The following is a 16,313-nucleotide window of genomic DNA, read 5'->3' as shown; positions in this document are numbered from 1 at the left end:
TTACATCAATGGTCATGGCCGCAGAATGGACCCAAAGTCCTCCGGCTTCAGAGGTAGGAGATGCACATGTCCGAGGGGGCAGGTGCTGCTGTGCCGCCGATCCTGTCGGCACATCGCATTTCGAAATCATTCGGCGAAATCCCGGTGCTGTTCAGCATCGACTTCGACATTCGCCCCGGCGAAGTTCACGCTATCATCGGCGAGAATGGCGCGGGCAAATCGACGCTGATCAAGATCCTCTCCGGTCTCGAACAGCCCACCTCCGGCACGATCACCTATCGCGGCCAGCAGGTCACCCTGCCCCCTAATGGCGAGGCGGCGGCCATGGGCATCGTCGTCATCCACCAAGAACTCTTGCTTGCCGAGCATTTGACGGTCGCCGACTCGATTTTCCTCGGCCGCGAAATGCAGTCCGGCGGTTTCCTGAAGCTCAAAGAAATGCGCGCCGAAGCCCGTGCCATCCTCGATACGCTCCACGTCAATATCGACCCCGATACGCGCATCCATACGCTTTCGGTCGCCGACAAGCAGATGGTCGAAATCGCCAAGGCGATCAGCCAGGACGCCCGCGTCATCATCATGGACGAGCCGACCGCCGTCCTCTCGGTCGCCGAGACCCGCACCTTCTTCGAGCAGATCCGTCGCCTCACCGCGCAGGGCGTCGCCATCGTCTTCATCTCCCATAAGCTCGACGAGATCATGGAGCTCGCCAATCGCGTCACCGTGCTCCGCGATGGCCAGTTGATCGCGACTGTCGGCACGGAAAACCTGACGCCCGATTCCATCGCCCAGATGATGGTCGGCCGCGAACTCTCCAATCTCTATCCGCCCAAGCACGAGCCGGATGTCGATTCCGAAGTCATGCTCTCTGTGCGCGACCTCTCCGCGCCGGGCATTTCCGGCATTTCCTTCGATCTCAAGCGCGGCGAAATCCTTGGCTTTGCCGGTCTCATCGGCTCGGGCCGTACCGCGGTCGCCGAAGCCATCGTTGGTCTCACCAGAAAGACCAATGGCAGCGTAACCGTCAAAGGCCAGCCCGCCGACTTCACCGACGTCTCAAAATCCGTCGCTGCGGGCCTTGCCTATATGACCAAGGATCGCAAGGGCCGTGGTCTCCTTCTGAATGCCGGACTCACGCCGAATCTCACGCTCCTGACTCTCAAGAAACACCTCAAGAACGGCTTCCTCGACGGCAGCAGCGAGACCAAGGCGCTCGAGCGCGCGGTACGGCGCTTCGATATCCGCGCCCGCGACCCCTCGGTTCCCGTCGGGAAGCTCTCTGGCGGCAATCAGCAAAAGTTGATGCTGGGCAAGACCATGGAGAGCGAACCCGATATCGTCATCATGGACGAACCGACGCGTGGCATCGATGTCGGCACCAAGCAGCAGATCTATCACATCATTGCGGCCCTTGCGGCCGAGGGCAAAGCCATCATCGTCATCTCCTCGGAAATGCAGGAAGTGATCGGGCTGTCTCACAGGGTCGTCGTCATGCGCCAGGGCCGAATGGCCGGCATGCTCGAGGGCGCGGAAATAACCGAAGCCGAAATCATGCGCTACGCAGCCGGCATCAAACAGGGTGGCGAAGATGACCGTCTCAGTGCCTGAAGCACAAAAGGCTCCCAAGGGCTTTCGTATCGATCTCAAGACCGCCGGGCCGCTGCTCGCCTTGGTCCTCTTGATCATCCTCGGCTATAGCCTCAATCCGGCCTTCCTCAACGAGGGCAATGTCACCAATCTTCTGACGCGCTCGGCCTTTATCGGCATCATCGCGGTGGGCGCCACCTTCGTCATCACCGCCGGCGGCATCGACCTTTCGGTCGGCTCCATGGCCGCCTTCATCGCCGGCATGATGATCCTGATCATGAATGCCGCCGTCGACAGCTGGGGCGCTTCTCTCGCCACCGTGCTTCTCGGCATCGGCTGTTCGCTGATCCTCGGCATTAGCGCCGGTTTCATCAACGGCTTCCTAACGACAAAGGCCAAGATTGAAGCCTTTATCGTCACCCTCGGCACCATGGGCATCTATCGCTCGCTCATCACCTATTTCGCCGATGGCGGCACGCTCTCGCTCAACAACGGCGCGCGCGAAATATATCGCCCGGTCTACTATGATAGCTTCCTGCGCATCCCCTACCCGGTCTGGGTCTTCATCATCGTCGCCTTAATCGGCTGGATCCTGATGAACCGCACCGCCTTCGGCCGCTATTGCATGGCCATCGGCTCCAACGAGCAGGTGGCGCGCTATTCCGCCATCAAGGTGGATCGCATCCGCACCTGGACCTACGTGCTCCAAGGCCTCTGCGTCTCGCTGGCCACCATCATCTATGTGCCGCGCTTGGGCTCAGCATCCTCTGCCACCGGCGTCCTCTGGGAACTCGAAGCCATCGCAGCCGTGATCATCGGCGGCACCGTGCTCAAGGGCGGCTTCGGGCGCATCGGGGGCACCGTTATAGGCGCGCTGATCCTCACCGCCATCGGCAATATCCTCAACCTGACCGATATCATCTCGAATTATCTCAATGGCGCCGTGCAGGGCATCATCATCATCGCAGCGGTCTATCTGCAGCGCGGCAGCCTCACGTCCAAGCGCAAAAAAGCCGAATAAACACCGCAGAATTCCCGGTCTCGGCCGGGCGAAACCGGCGCCAAAGGCGCCACACTAGAGGGAGGATTACTTATGTATATCAAGGCATTGGCCCTGGCATTGGCGGCCACGACCGCACTCGCTGGCACCGCGATTGCTCAGGAAAAGATAAAGATCGGCGTCTCCATCCCCGCAGCGACCCATGGTTGGGCCGGTGGCCTCAACTGGCACGCCCAGGAAGCCGAAAAGCGTATCGAAGCGGCCAATCCCAATATCGACATCACGCTCGTGACCGCCGATAGCCCGGCCGATCAGGCTGGCGATATCGAAGATCTTGTCTCCGTGCAGCAGATCGACGCGCTCGTCGTCCTGCCCTTCGAATCCGATCCGCTGGTCGAGCCAGTGCGCATGGCCAAGGAATCGGGCGCCTTCATCACCGTCGTTGATCGTGGTCTGCCGGATACGTCCATTCAGGACGTCTATGTCGCCGGCAACAATACCGAACTCGGTTCAGTTTCGGCCGAATACTTCAAGACCCGTCTCGGCGAAGGCGACAATATCGTCATTCTCCGCGGCATTCCGACCGTCATCGATACCGAGCGCTTCGATGCGTTCATGAAGGGCATCGAAGGCTCGGGCATCAACGTCCTCGACAACCAGTTCGCCAACTGGAACCGCGATGACGGCTTTGAAGTCATGCAGGACTTCCTCTCCCGCTTCCCGGACATCGATGGCGTCTGGGCGCAGGACGACGATATCGCCATGGGCGTTGTCGAAGCCGTGCGTCAGGCCGGCCGCGAAGGCGACATGTTCATCGTCGGCGGCGCCGGCATGAAGGATGTCATCAAGGGCATCATGGATGGCGACGCGCTGATCCCGGTCGATGTGCTCTATCCGCCGGCGATGATCGCCACTGCCATGGACGTGACCGTTGCCAACTTCACCTCCAATGGCCCCGTGCAGGGCGAATATATTCTGGGTGCGCCACTCGTCACCAAGGACAATGCCGAGCAGTTCTACTTCCCAGACAGTCCGTTCTGATCTCCCATCAGCACAAATGGAAAGGGGCGCTCCGGCGCCCCTTTTTTTATGCCATCACCAAACTGACCAGTTTCTGATCGCCCCATGTCATTCGGCCCGGACGGCCGAGGAAAAAGCCCTGCGCCTCGTTGCAGCCTTCGTGCCTCAGGACATTAAGCTGTTCGATGGTTTCTACCCCTTCGGCCAGAACCGGCACGGAGAGACTGCGGCCCAGCGCCAGGATAGCCCGCACGATGGCCTTGGACTGCTCGGAGTTCTCCACTTCCTGCATGAAAGAGCGATCGAGCTTGATCTTGTCGAACGGAAAGCTGCGCAGCGTTTCAAGCGAGGAATAGCCGGTCCCAAAGTCGTCGATGGCAATCGAGACGCCCATTTTCCGGATCTGCCGCAGCGTATTGAGCGCCCGCTTCTTGTCCGAGATGATCGCCGTTTCGGTCACTTCGAGCTCCAGCCGCTCCGGCGCCAGCCCCGATTGGTAGAGCACCATCTTGACCAGATCGACGAGTTCAAGCTGTGCCAGCTGCACACCCGAAACATTCACGGCGATCTTGTGCTGGCTCGGCCAGCTCGCAGCCTCGATGCATGCAGTCCGTAGCACCCAGGCGCCGATAGCGTTGATGGCGCCGCATTCTTCAGCCACGGGGATGAAATCGGCGGGCGACACCCAGCCATGTCCCGGCCGGTTCCAGCGCAACAGCACCTCGTAGCCCGTTATTTCGCTCGTCGCCACGGACTTCTGCACCTGATAGGCGAGTTCGAACCCATCGGTCTCGATGGCGTTCCAGAGGTCCTTGACCATGGCGCGGCGCCAGCGGGCGCTCTCGTCCATCGCGGCTTCATAGTAGCAGATATGAGCGTCGAAATCGGCCTTGGCGCGATACATCGCCAAGTCGGCATTGCTGAGAAGCTTCGAGCGGTCCTTGCCATCCTCGGGATAAGTCGCAACACCGATACTGCCGCCCGTGGCGATGAGCACCTCATGGTGCTGCACATTGCCAAAGAGCACGCCTTCGATGCGTTCGAGAAATTCGCGCAAGGCTTCGATGGAGCCAAAGGGCTTGAAGGCGGCGAACTCGTCGCCCCCAAGGCGCGCCACAACCTCGCCAGGCTTCAAGACCGAGGTGAAGCGCTCGGCGAGAACGCGCAGCACCTGGTCGCCAGTCGCGTGGCCATAGCTGTCATTGATTTCCTTGAACCGGTCGAGGTCCATGGCAACGACGCCGACATGGCCGGATTTTTCCTCCGCCTCGACCAAGGCGCGTTCAAACAGTTCGTCGAACTGCGCGCGATTGGGTAGGCCCGTCAGCGTGTCGTGCAGCGCCAGATGGGCAATCGCGGCTTCGTTGCGCTTACTTTCGGAAATGTCCTCCATCATCGTGACCCAGCGACCGTCACCAATGGGATTGTGCCGAACGCGCATGAACCGATCGCCGATGGCGTGAACGATTTCGCCGCCGCGTTGCGCCAGTTCGCGATGTTCGCGCGCGATCCGTTCCACCCCGGCGAGCCCCAGTTCGTCATCCGGATTGAAACCGTAGGACATCATGGCCAGCTCTTCGAGCGATTTGCCCTCCACCGACGTGTGCGATGGCAAGCCCAGAAGCTCGAGCATACGTTCGTTGTGGAGAAGTATCCTGCCCTCTGCCGAATAAAGCGCGATGGCCTGACCCATATGGGTCAAGGCAAGTTCAAGCTTCTGCGTCACCGATGCAATCCGGTCGGCATCGAGCTGTTCGCGCAGCATTTCGCGTTCGGTGCGCCGACGGTCGGCTTCGTCGAGAACAATACTGCCCAGCACGGCTGTGAGAATAAGAAGCGTAATGACCGCAACGATGAGCGACATCATCTGCCAGTCGATGTCGAAACCGCTATGGATCAGCGGCAAGCAATTGCTGAAATCAGCCGCGCCCATGGCCGTAAAGTGCATGGCGCAAATGGCGAGAGTCAAAAGCACGGCGCCGCCAATCAAACGCCAGCGGTTGCCACCCATGGCGGTGATGACGGCAAGACCCGACAGAACGATGCCCGCGATAATCGATGTTGCGACGAGACCATCGCTCCACACCGGCCTGCCTTCAAGCAAGAGCGCGGCGATGCCGACATAGTGCATGGCCGAAATGCCGGCGCCGACCACGGCACCGCCAAGAAACCTGTCGTGGATGGTTGTCGCGCGCACCGCGACCGCAAGCCCGACGCCACAGAGGATTATGGCAATCAGCAGCGACACACCTGTCAGAACGATGTCGTATTGCAGCGGGAAGCCCGCGCGAAACGCCAACATCGCTACAAAATGGGTCGACCAGATGCCAAGCCCCACCGACAGCGCCGATACTGTCAGCCAGATCGTCCGTGTCCGGCCTTCCATTCCAACAGCGTGCCGCAAGAGGCTCATACAGGCATAGGCGGACAGCATGCAGACCGCCGCTGCCATGCCGACATAGAGAAAATCATGGTCTTTAAAAAAGAAGTCGAGAAGTGAAAACAAAGCGCGACATCCGTAAATTTACGGAGCTAGCACTACCCGCTTCGGCTTTACCGATCTCTTACGCCATGTTCACGGCTGTTGCGATGCTGAACAAGCCGTAAATTGCGAGCTAAACTATACCTTTGAAAGCGAGAATCGCTCCAGCTCCTGTGTCGAAGATTTCTGCCGACACACCATAGAGTTGCGCGATAAGACCTGGACTGAGGACATCTCCGGGCGTCCCTTCGGCCACCACTTTTCCGCCTTCCATCGCGATGAGCCAATCGCAATATTGCAGCGCCAGATTGAGATCGTGCAGTGCCAGCAACACGAGTTTCCCTGAAGTGGCGAGGCTACGGAGCAGGGTCAAAACCTCGATCTGCGCCCGAATATCGAGATGGCTCGTTGGTTCGTCGAGCAGAAAGAGTTGCGGCGCCTGCGCCAGGGCCCGCGCGATCTGCCCACGCTGCTGCTCACCGCCCGAAAGCGTATTGAATTGCCGCCCCGCAAATTCCTCCAAGCCGACTTGGGCAAGAGCCTGGCTGACGATATCGGCATCCTCGGCGCTGTCAGCGGCAAACATGTTTGCATGCGGAATGCGCCCAAGCGCGACGACTTCGGCAAGGCTCAGCCGCTCCTCCGTCTGCGCCGATTGCTCGACCAGAGCGCAAAGCCGCGCCCGCTTCCGCCGGCCGAGAGCCAGCAAATCCTGCTGACCGAAACCAAGCGTCCCCTGCTCTGGCCTCTGCAATCCGGCGATTGCGCCAATGAGGGTCGATTTCCCGGCTCCATTGGGTCCGATCAGTCCCGTCACTTTCGCTCGCGGCGCGGAAAAGCTGGCGCTATCCACAATGGTCTTGCCGCCCAGCACCACCGATAGATTTGAGACAACCAAACTCATGTGATCCGCCTGAACCGCATGAGGATTAGCAAGAAGGCCGGCGCCCCGACGAGCGCCGTCACGATGCCCACCGGCAGTTCCCGCGGATCAAATACCGTCCGCGCCAGCGTATCGGCCCAAAGCATGAAAATCGCGCCCACCAGCATCGCCATCGGCAGCAGGCGCCGGTGCCCCGACCCCACCGCGAGCCGCACGGCATGCGGAACGACGAGACCGACAAAGCCGATGGCCCCCCCGATGGAGACCATGATCCCGGTCAGCAGTGCCGAAGCCAGAAGCAGCACCCAACGCAACCGCGCCACATCCACCCCGAGGCTTGCGGCCGCCTTGTCGCCAAAGGCAAAGGCATCGAGCCCGCGCGCCGAGAGCACCATGACCGGCGCACAGACGATCAATGCTCCAATGACCAGCGCCGCATCGAACCAGTTCGAACCACTCAGCGAGCCCATCAGCCAACTGAGGATTTCCCGATAGGAATCCCCCGTCGCCGACCAGAAGATAATGAACGACGTGGCAGCCGAGGCCAGTGCTGAAATTGAGATACCCGCTAAAATTGCGCGCACCGGTGTCGTCCCGCCCAGCAGTTGCGTCACGACTAATGCCAGTGCCAGCGCAGCCAACGCCCCAACAAACGCGCCAAGCGGCACAAAGGCCGTCAGCCCCAGCACAACCAGCGCCACAGCGCCCAGCGCCGCGCCGGATGACAGGCCGAGCAAATAGGGATCGGCTAGCGGATTGCGCGTCAGCGCCTGCATCACCGCCCCCGCCAGCGCCAACCCTGCCCCCACGCCCAGCGCCGCAATCACCCGCGGCAACCGCAAATCCCAGACAATCGCATCACGCAGCCGCGAGACTGGACTTTCGGGCACGAAGCCGAGGTGATGGAGGATGGTTACCCAGACTTCGGCAGGAGTGATGTCGGCGGGACCAAAGGTGACGGCAAGGACGGCGCTGGCGAGAAGCAGGAGGCAGAGGGACGCAAAGGCCGTCATAGTGAGCGAGCGCTTCAAAAGACCTGAGCGCCAACCGACACCCCCTCCCAACCTCCCCCGTCAATGGGGAGGTGCTTCACCCAGTTTGGCGCAGCATGTTGCCCAACCCACCAAACCAGCACCCTCCCCCTGGCGGGGAGGGTTGGGGAGGGGGAGCGGTGTGCGCATAAATCCGGCATGTGTGCTAGAAACTCAATCCAGCCAACTGCCCCGCCAGATCCACCGTGGCCGGCACATTCCGCACCCCGGCTTCCGAAGCCGGGAACGGAATAATCAGATACCGTTCGTTGATCACCGCATCCATCTTCGACGTAATCGGATTTTCCGCCAGCAGCTTCTTCTTCGCATCGGCCGAGTTCCAGGCCGCATCGACCAACACGATCACATCGGGATTGGCATCGACGATCGCCTCCCAGCTCGCCTGCGTCCAGCCCTCGTCGACATCGGCAAAAATGTTGTTGAGCCCAAGTGCATGGAGGATCATCTCCGGCGCATTGCTGCCCGCGCCGACATAGGGCGTTTTGGTGCCCGAGGAATACCAAAGCGCCGTCAGCCCGCGATCATCCGCCTTCACCCCGGCCAGCGCCGCCTTCTGTTCCTCGACCAGATTTTCCGCCGTCGTCCCGACATCGAAAATGGCGCCCATTTCGGTGATTTCGCCAAAGAGCTGATCAAAGCTGAGCTTTTCCGGCTTCACCGAGCGACACGCCGCCGGCGCGACATAGCTCGTGATCCCGAGCTCCGCCAGCGCCGGCCGCTCGCCCGCGCCATCAGCCGCAAAATTGCTCTCCCAGCCGCCATAGATGAAGTCCGGCTCGGTCTCGAGTACTACTTCCTGCGACGGCAGCTTGTCCGACAGAATGGGATAGGTGCTGTCCGTATAGGGTTCGGCCAGTGGCCCATCGAGGAAGGCCAAGCCCACAATCTTGTCTTCAAGCCCCAGCGCCAACAACAGCTCGGCCGCCGTCGACTTGATGGCGACGACGCGCTGCGGTGGCGCGGCAATGGTCAGCGCCATGCCGCAATTGTCGAGCTGCAGGGGATAGTCCGTCGCCCAGGCGGGCACGGCAAAAAGCCCGGCAGCCGCAGCAGCCAGAAGAGAAAGGGAGTGACGCATGGCTTAGTCCTGCTTTTGCGCGTTCGAGCGCTCGTGAGAAATCGTACCGCTCTTCAATTCCGCCATCGCCGCTTCATAGCCCAGCCGATAGGCCTCGGCCGAACCGAAGCGGAACATGTCATCGTCCCCAGTCCGCACCAGCGTCCGCGCCCCCGGCGCATCGAGCCCGGCGACCAACCGCCCCATGCCGCGCACCACAGCGACAGGAATGCCCGACGTCTTGCCTTTGACGAGGTCCGCCGCCCCCGCCAATTCGTCGGCCACCACCGCCACCGTCACATGCAGCGGCCGTCCATTGGCGTCATTGGCCCCGCGCAGATCGTCCGTCAGTTGCAGCCCTGCGGCGCCGATCGCCAGATCCGTCTGCCCCACGCGCCATGGCCTCCCAACCGTGTCGGTCACAATAACCGCAAGCTCGATCCCGAACCGCTCCCGCAATCCCTCGCACAGCGCCCGCGCCGACCGATCCGGGTCTTCCGGCAATTTCAGCGCAAAGCCCTCCGGCACATTGGACATGTCGAGCCCAGCCGCCGCCATGATCATGCCCTGCTTGGTCTCGACGATCCGCGTCACCCCGCCCGGATGCACGCGCTCGGCGACGACACGCACCGTGTCATCGGCGATGGCCTTTTCCCGATCCGCGGCCGGCACCTGCCGCCCCTCGGCTTTCGAGACGATCTTGCTGGTCACGACCAGAATATCGCCATCGACCAGCGCATGTTCCGGCCCCATCTCGGCAATCGCCGCAGCGATCAGCGCCACGAGATCATCGCCCTCGGCAATCTCGGGAATGCCGGTTACGCCCCAAACGCTGTATGTTGGCACCGACATCATCGTCTCCCTCAGACCAGCGCCTTCAGCCGCGGCAGGATTTCCTTGGCATAAAGGCTCAGAAACCGGCTCTGGTCCGTCCCCGGCGCATGAAACACCAGATGGTCAAACCCATAGTCCATATAGGTCTTGATCTGCGCCACGTGCTCATCGGGATCGCTTGACACGATCCAGCGCTTTGCCACCCGCTCGATCGGCAATTGGTCGGCAAGCCTTTCCATCTCCTCGGCGTCCTGCACCGAGTGCTTTTCCTCAGCCGAGAGCGACAGGGCTGCCCAGTTGCGCGTGTCCTCCAGCGCCCGTTCAGCATCGGTATCGAACGACACCTTCACCTCGATCATCCGCTCATAGGGCTTATCCGCCCGCGCGGAATCCTGCCGCCCAACCGCCACGTTCGGCAGCAGTTCGTCGACATAGAGCGACGCGCCCTTGCCCGAGGTGCAGATGAAGCCATCCCCCTCGCGCCCGGCAAATTTCGCATTCAGCGGCCCGCCTGCCGCGATATAGATCGGCACCATTTCGTCGGGCTTGTCATAGATCGTCGCGTTGACAGTCTTGTAATACTGCCCCTCGAAACTGACCCGATCCTCGCTCCAAAGCTGCCGGATTAGTTTTATGGCCTCGCGCAACCGCGCCGACCGCTCCTTCAACTCCGGCCATTCAATCCCGGTCGCTGGCACTTCATTCAGCCCTTCGCCCGTTCCGACGCCGAGAATAACCCGGCCCGGAAACATCGCCCCAAGAGTGCCAAAGGCATGCGCCACGACCGATGGATGCAGCCGGAATGTCGGCGTCAGCACCGATGTCCCAAGCGAAATCCGCTCCGTCTTCGCCAACACCGCCGCCATCCATGCCGGCGCAAAAGGGGCATGGCCATCGGTATGCTTCCAAGGCTGAAAATGATCGCTGACGAACACAGAGTCGAACCCACCCTGCTCCGCCTCGACGGCAAACTGCAGAAGCTTATTGGGCGAAAACTGCTCGGCCGAAGCCTTATATCCAAACCGCATTCTTTTGGTCTCCTCCGAAGCTCGGTGAGCACCCCCACCTAGCCTCCCCTTCTAAGGGGAGGGACAAATCCGTTCTTGCCGCGCCGACTTTAAGCCACCCGCAGATCCCTCCCCTGTCAGGGGGAGGTTAGGTGGGGGTCAAACCTCACCGAAAAGCCGGGATCACATGCCTGCCATAACCGGCAATGATCTCTTCTTCATCGCCACTATCGAGATAGATATTGAACTGCGTGACACCAGCCGCCTCGAGCTCGCGCACCTTGGCGATATGCTCGTCGGGCTCACCAAGCACGCAGAAACTCTCCACCACATCATCGGTAATGAAATCGAGGAACGGGTTATCCGCCTGGCCGTGCTTGGAATAATCATAGCCCCGGCGCTTCTCGATATAGCTCGTCAAGCTCGCCGGCACCTTGCCGCTCTCCGTGCCATATTTCTCGACGATATCGGCCACATGGTTGCCCACCATCGCCGGGAACCACTTCACCTTCTCAATCGCCCGCTTCTTGTCGCCAAAGTAAGCCGGCGCGGCCGCCATGGAGCGATAGTTCGACATATCCTTGCCCGCCGCAGTGCCCGCTTCGATGCACTGGTCGGTGAACCACTTGCAGAGGCCGGGATCGGCGATCTGCAGCACGACGCCCTCGGCGCTCTCACCCGCGGTCTTCAGCGCCAGCGGGCCATATGCGGCGATCCAGCTCGGCATGTCGTGGCCAACCGCCCATGGGAACTTCACCGGCGCCGGGATTTCGCCATAGGAAACCTCTTCGCCCCGCACCATGGCCTTAGTCTTGTCGATAAATTCCGCCACGCGCTTCAGCGTCGCCGGCTTCTTGCCCATGACGCGCATGGAGCTATCGCCGCGGCCCACCGCGAGGTCGAACCGACCGCCGCTTTGCTTGGAAAGCGAGCCGAAGATCGACGCCGCCACCGACCAGTCGCGCACGTCCGGATTGGTCACCAGCGGCCCGAACCGCATCTTCTGCGTATGCTCCATGCACATGGCAATGGCCGAGTAGCAGTCACGCCACAAGATATGTGAATCATAGAACCAGCAATAATCGAAGCCGGCGAATTCGGCAGCGCGGACCAGATAACGCGCGCGTTCCGCATCCACGAAACCCTTGAAGGTAATGCCGAATTCCATAGTCCCGTCCCCACGTTTCCTTCGGTCAAGAAATTTGACCAGTCAGTCAAATTTTGACCGGCGCGGGGTGATTGTCAACTGGCCTTTATGCGCCGGAACGCGGTCGCTTTATCGACGTTGAATCGACACAACGGACCGTCGGGAGCTGATCATGGCCGCCAAGGCGCAAGACCTGCTGAAGGACTACAAAGCCAAGCGCAATTTCGCCAAGACCCAAGAACCCGCCGGTGACGGGGCCACAGGCAAAACGTCCGAGCGCGGCAGCTTCGTCATTCAGAAACACGACGCGACGCGCCTTCATTATGATTTCCGCATCGAGCTCGATGGCGTCCTCAAAAGCTGGGCCGTCACCAAAGGTCCCTCTAACAATCCTGAGGATAAGCGCCTCGCGGTCCGGGTCGAGGATCACCCTCTCGAATATGGTGGCTTCGAAGGCACCATCCCCGAAGGCGAATATGGCGGCGGCACCGTCATGCTGTGGGATCGTGGCACTTGGGAGCCGATCGGAGACCCGCATGAGGGCCTCGAAAACGGCGACCTCAAGATGCGCATCTATGGCGAGCGCCTCAAAGGCGAATATGTCCTCGTCCATATGAAGGGCCGCGACACCAAGCGCAAATCGGGCCCTGACCGCGAAAACTGGCTCCTCATCAAACACCGCGATTCCTATGCGCGGGACAAGGATACGCTGACCACGCGCTTTACCCGTTCGGTGGCCACGACCCGCGATTTCAAGCAGATTGCGAGCGGCGCGGCGACGGCAAAAGCAAGCAAGGTCAAGCCCGACGCCGTCTGGCATTCCGATGCCGAAGAGGCTGAAAAAGCCGACCAGAAAACCCGTATCATGGCTGAGGCGGATAGCGGCAAGACACCCGCCTTCCGTCCCCTCCAGCTCGCCACTCTCGTCGACAGCGTCCCTGCCGGCAAGGATTGGCTATTCGAGATGAAATATGATGGCTATCGCTGCCTTGCCTCGGTCGAGGGCGATAGCGTCAGGCTGTTCACCCGCAATGGCCTGGATTGGACCGAACAGTTCGGCGCTCTCGTCGAGCCACTGCAAAAGCTCAAGATCGGCTCAGCTCTAATCGATGGCGAAGTCTGCGCCTTCGACGCCAAAGGCCGCACCGATTTCACGACGCTCAAGAACACCCTCGCGGATGGCGGACGGCTTGAATATTTCGCCTTCGACATCCTCGAAGCCGATGGGCGGGACCTCACCAAACTGCCGCTTCTCGAACGCAAGGCGCGGCTCGAAAAGCTCCTCGGTAAATCGGCTCGCAACGACCCGATCCAGTATTCGTCCCATGTCCGCGATCACGGCCAAAAAGTGCTCGATGCGCTGTGCAAGGATGGCCACGAAGGGGTCATCGCCAAGCGCGCCGACGCCCCCTATCGCGGCGAACGCAATCGCGATTGGCTCAAGATCAAATGCCTAAAACGCCAAGAATTCGTCATCGGCGGATGGTCGCCCTCCACTAAGCGCAAAGGCTTCGCTTCGCTGCTCCTCGGCTCTTGGGAGAACGGCAAGCTGCTCTATCGCGGCCGTGTCGGCACCGGCTTCACCCACAATTTGCTCGTCGAGATGGACGCCAAGCTCGAAAAACTCGCGCGCAAGACCAACCCCTTCGAGGCCGTCCCCAAGGAACGCGCCCGCGGCGCTCATTGGGTAGAGCCGCAATTGGTCGCCGAGATCGCCTATACCGAATTGACCGGCGACGACATCCTCCGCCATCCCAGCTTTATTGGCCTCCGCGGCGACAAACCCGCCAAGGACGTAAAAATGGAAAAGCCCGAGCCGTTGGAGCACGATGGCGAAGAAGTCGCCGAGCGCCTCGGCGTCCGTCTGACCTCCCCGAGCCGCGTCGTTTTTCCCGGCCAGGGCATCACCAAAGCCGATCTCGTCGCCTATTACGAAGCGGTCGCCGAGGTCATGCTGCCCCATATCAAAGACCGGCCGCTCAGCCTTGTCCGTTGCCCCCAAGGTCGCGCCAAATATTGCTTCTTCCAGAAGCACGACACCGGCGGCTTCCCTGACGAAATCAAGTCGACCTCGATCACGGAGAAAGATGGCGAGGAACAGGACTACTTTTACGTCGACGATCTCGCCGGTCTCATCGCCGGGACGCAGATGAATGCGCTCGAGTGGCACATTTGGGGCTCGCGCCGGCAGGCCGTGGAAAAGCCCGATCGTCTGGTGTTCGATATCGACCCCGACGAAGGACTTGGCTTCGACGCCGTCATCGCTGCAGCCCAAGAGATCGCCGCGCGCCTCACGGACAAGAAGCTCAAGAGCTATCCCATGGTCTCGGGCGGCAAAGGCATCCACGTTATCGTGCCCTTAAAGCCCGAGGTCGAATGGCCGGAGGTCAAGGATTTCTGCAAGAGCTTTGCACAAGGCCTTGCCGACGACGAACCCGATCGCTTCACCGCCAATCTGTCGAAAGCCAAGCGCAAGGGCCGGCTCTTCATCGATTATCTCCGCAACGAACGCGGCTCGACCGCCATCTCCCCCTGGTCCGCCCGCTCCCGCGAAAACGCCCCCGTCGCCGTGCCCGTCTCCTGGGACGAAGTCAAAACCCTCAAGGCGGCCAACCTCTTCTCCCTCGACGCTGCCGCGAGCCGCGCCAAAAACGACAACCCCTGGCCCGATTATTTTAAAATCAAGCAATCGTTGAAGGGAAAACTGTGTTAAAGCCGGTCAGGCCTAGTCACCGTCATCGAGGTACCCACCACCTCTCCCTCTGGGGGAGAGGTCGACGCAACGCGTCGGGTGAGGGGGCCTTCCTCTAATCCCTGCACCCGCTTCCATTCACCCTTCCCACCCAAGCCACTTCAGCGTAAACCCCGGGCATCACGGGGGAGTGATCATGGCCTACACAGTCGAACAGGTTCTCGATACAGCCGGCGCCGGCCGCTTCCAGCGCCGCCTTCTCGGCATTTTTGGCCTCGTCTGGGCCGCAGACGCCATGCAGGTCCTCGCCGTCGGCTTCACCAGTGCCTCGATCGCCGCAAGCTTTGACATTTCTGTCCCGCAAGCCCTCCAGATCGGCACGCTCTTCTTCCTCGGCATGCTGATCGGCGCGAGCCTTTTCGGCCGCCTCGCCGATCGCTTCGGCCGCCGCCGCGTGCTGCTGATCACCGTCGCCTGCGATGCCATCTTCGGCCTCCTCTCGGTTCTCGCGCCCAACCTCTTCCTGCTCTTCCTCTTCCGCTTCCTAACCGGCATTGCCGTCGGCGGCACCCTGCCTGTCGATTATGCGATGATGGCCGAATTCCTGCCCGCCAAAAATCGCGGCCGCTGGCTCGTCATCCTCGAAGGCTTTTGGGCCGTCGGCACTGTCGCCGTCGCCCTCGCTGCCTGGGCCGCCAGCATCTATATGCCGACCGATTCCTGGCGCTGGATTTTTGCCGTCACCGCCCTGCCCGCCCTTATCGGCATCTGGCTTCGCCTCTGGGTCCCGGAATCCCCGCTTTATCTCCTTGGCCGCGGCGACCAACCGGCGCTCAAATCCGTCCTCGACACCATTCTGACGACCAACGGCAAATCCGCGCTCCCCGCCGACGCCGTCATCGACGCCCCGCCGCAGCCACCCAAGCAGAGCATTTTCTCGCCCGACCTCCGCCGCCGCTCGGTCGCGATCCTCGCCGTCTGGTTCCTCGTCTCGATCTCTTACTACGGCGTCTTCACCTGGCTGCCCGCCCGTCTCGCGCAAGACGGCTTCGGCTACGTCCGCGGCTATGGCTTCCTCGTTCTCGTCGCCCTGGCCCAACTCCCCGGCTACGCCCTCGCCGCCTGGGGCGTCGAAGCCGTGGGCCGCAAGCCCACCCTGATCGGCTTCCTCTTTCTAAGCGCTGCCGGCTGCGCCCTCTTCCTTATCGCTGGCGACGGCGCCCTTCTCGGCTCCGCAATCCTCCTCATGAGCTTTGCCCTTCTCGGCACCTGGGGCGCGCTCTATGCTTTCACGCCCGAACTCTACCCCACGGTCTCCCGCGCCACCGGCATGGGCGCGGCCGGTGCCATGGCTCGCCTCGGCGGCCTTCTCGCGCCCTCGCTCATGGGCCTCGTTTTCGTCCAGAGTTTCAGCCTCGCCATAGCCCTATTTGCTGCCCTTCTGCTCCTCGGCGCCGTTGCAGCTTGGTTCGTCGATGCCGAAACCCGCCAGCAAGCGCTGCACTAGCGACACACGGACTTCAGAAACTACGTATTGTCACGTCAAAGTATT

12 protein-coding genes are annotated in these 16,313 nt (G+C 61.3%); 5 read left to right on the top strand and 7 right to left on the bottom strand.

Annotation, left to right across the window (positions count from 1 at the left end; all coding sequences use genetic code 11):
* Nucleotides 1-66 precede the first annotated feature (66 nt).
* From ASG47_RS06465 to ASG47_RS06455, 3 genes are all read left to right on the top strand, one after another.
* Entirely contained in the window at nt 67-1,608 is a 1,542-nt protein-coding gene (locus ASG47_RS06465; RefSeq protein WP_061908095.1) for a sugar ABC transporter ATP-binding protein, read from the top strand.
* Nucleotides 1,589-2,608, top strand: coding sequence for an ABC transporter permease (locus ASG47_RS06460; RefSeq protein ID WP_061907897.1), 1,020 nt, complete (start codon nt 1,589-1,591; stop codon nt 2,606-2,608). Before ASG47_RS06465 ends, ASG47_RS06460 begins: the two co-directional genes overlap by 20 nt.
* A gap of 72 nt (nt 2,609-2,680) precedes the next feature.
* Nucleotides 2,681-3,628 carry a substrate-binding domain-containing protein gene (locus ASG47_RS06455; RefSeq protein WP_061907896.1) on the top strand — a complete coding sequence of 316 codons (948 nt, stop codon included), beginning with the start codon at nt 2,681-2,683 and terminating at the stop codon, nt 3,626-3,628.
* Between the two features lie 46 nt (nt 3,629-3,674).
* Here the strand turns inward: ASG47_RS06455 and ASG47_RS06450 are convergent, their stop codons facing one another.
* The 7 genes from ASG47_RS06450 to ASG47_RS06420 all read right to left on the bottom strand — a co-directional run bounded on the left by ASG47_RS06450 (nt 3,675) and on the right by ASG47_RS06420 (nt 12,090).
* Complete coding sequence (locus ASG47_RS06450) at nt 3,675-6,113, bottom strand: EAL domain-containing protein (RefSeq protein ID WP_061907895.1); 2,439 nt, start codon at nt 6,111-6,113, stop codon at nt 3,675-3,677.
* A 109-nt stretch (nt 6,114-6,222) separates the two neighbouring features.
* Complete coding sequence (locus ASG47_RS06445; protein ID WP_061907894.1) at nt 6,223-6,993, bottom strand: ABC transporter ATP-binding protein; 771 nt, start codon at nt 6,991-6,993, stop codon at nt 6,223-6,225.
* Nucleotides 6,990-7,985 carry a putative F420-0 ABC transporter permease subunit gene (locus tag ASG47_RS06440; RefSeq protein ID WP_061907893.1) on the bottom strand — a complete coding sequence of 332 codons (996 nt, stop codon included), beginning with the start codon at nt 7,983-7,985 and terminating at the stop codon, nt 6,990-6,992. Before ASG47_RS06440 ends, ASG47_RS06445 begins: the two co-directional genes overlap by 4 nt.
* A 184-nt stretch (nt 7,986-8,169) precedes the next feature.
* Entirely contained in the window at nt 8,170-9,102 is a 933-nt protein-coding gene (locus ASG47_RS06435; RefSeq protein ID WP_061907892.1) for a putative F420-0 ABC transporter substrate-binding protein, read from the bottom strand.
* 3 nt (nt 9,103-9,105) lie between these two features.
* Nucleotides 9,106-9,933, bottom strand: coding sequence for a coenzyme F420-0:L-glutamate ligase (cofE, locus tag ASG47_RS06430; protein ID WP_061908094.1), 828 nt, complete (start codon nt 9,931-9,933; stop codon nt 9,106-9,108).
* 11 nt (nt 9,934-9,944) lie between these two features.
* On the bottom strand, nt 9,945-10,943 hold the full coding sequence (gene fgd / locus ASG47_RS06425) for a glucose-6-phosphate dehydrogenase (coenzyme-F420) (RefSeq protein ID WP_061907891.1): 999 nt from the start codon (nt 10,941-10,943) through the stop codon (nt 9,945-9,947).
* Nucleotides 10,944-11,088: 145 nt separating this feature from the next.
* The gene (locus ASG47_RS06420; protein WP_061907890.1) at nt 11,089-12,090 is read right to left on the bottom strand and encodes a TIGR03842 family LLM class F420-dependent oxidoreductase; all 1,002 of its coding nucleotides are present in this window, start codon (nt 12,088-12,090) and stop codon (nt 11,089-11,091) included.
* Nucleotides 12,091-12,241: 151 nt separating this feature from the next.
* Here ASG47_RS06420 and ligD point away from each other — a divergent pair, with 151 nt between their 5' ends.
* On the top strand, nt 12,242-14,782 hold the full coding sequence (gene ligD, locus ASG47_RS06415; RefSeq protein WP_061907889.1) for a DNA ligase D: 2,541 nt from the start codon (nt 12,242-12,244) through the stop codon (nt 14,780-14,782).
* 175 nt (nt 14,783-14,957) lie between these two features.
* A complete protein-coding gene (locus tag ASG47_RS06410; RefSeq protein WP_061907888.1) occupies nt 14,958-16,268 on the top strand; it encodes an MFS transporter in 1,311 nt (436 codons plus the stop codon).
* Nucleotides 16,269-16,313 lie beyond the last annotated feature (45 nt).

The sequence above is a fragment of the Devosia sp. Leaf420 genome (assembly GCF_001425445.1).
Lineage (GTDB): Bacteria > Pseudomonadota > Alphaproteobacteria > Rhizobiales > Devosiaceae > Devosia.
This window is presented reverse-complemented; position numbering and strand designations above follow the sequence as displayed.

What these genes read in the sequence shown, in the direction of transcription:
- ASG47_RS06465 (WP_061908095.1), top strand. Translation starts at nt 67, where the DNA reads ATGTCCGAGGGGGCAGGTGCTGCTGTGCCGCCGATCCTGTCGGCACAT.
- ASG47_RS06460 (WP_061907897.1), top strand. Translation starts at nt 1,589, where the DNA reads ATGACCGTCTCAGTGCCTGAAGCACAAAAGGCTCCCAAGGGCTTTCGT.
- ASG47_RS06455 (WP_061907896.1), top strand. Translation starts at nt 2,681, where the DNA reads ATGTATATCAAGGCATTGGCCCTGGCATTGGCGGCCACGACCGCACTC.
- ASG47_RS06445 (WP_061907894.1), bottom strand. Translation starts at nt 6,993, where the DNA reads ATGAGTTTGGTTGTCTCAAATCTATCGGTGGTGCTGGGCGGCAAGACC.
- ASG47_RS06440 (WP_061907893.1), bottom strand. Translation starts at nt 7,985, where the DNA reads ATGACGGCCTTTGCGTCCCTCTGCCTCCTGCTTCTCGCCAGCGCCGTC.
- ASG47_RS06435 (WP_061907892.1), bottom strand. Translation starts at nt 9,102, where the DNA reads ATGCGTCACTCCCTTTCTCTTCTGGCTGCTGCGGCTGCCGGGCTTTTT.
- cofE (WP_061908094.1), bottom strand. Translation starts at nt 9,933, where the DNA reads ATGTCGGTGCCAACATACAGCGTTTGGGGCGTAACCGGCATTCCCGAG.
- fgd (WP_061907891.1), bottom strand. Translation starts at nt 10,943, where the DNA reads ATGCGGTTTGGATATAAGGCTTCGGCCGAGCAGTTTTCGCCCAATAAG.
- ASG47_RS06420 (WP_061907890.1), bottom strand. Translation starts at nt 12,090, where the DNA reads ATGGAATTCGGCATTACCTTCAAGGGTTTCGTGGATGCGGAACGCGCG.
- ligD (WP_061907889.1), top strand. Translation starts at nt 12,242, where the DNA reads ATGGCCGCCAAGGCGCAAGACCTGCTGAAGGACTACAAAGCCAAGCGC.
- ASG47_RS06410 (WP_061907888.1), top strand. Translation starts at nt 14,958, where the DNA reads ATGGCCTACACAGTCGAACAGGTTCTCGATACAGCCGGCGCCGGCCGC.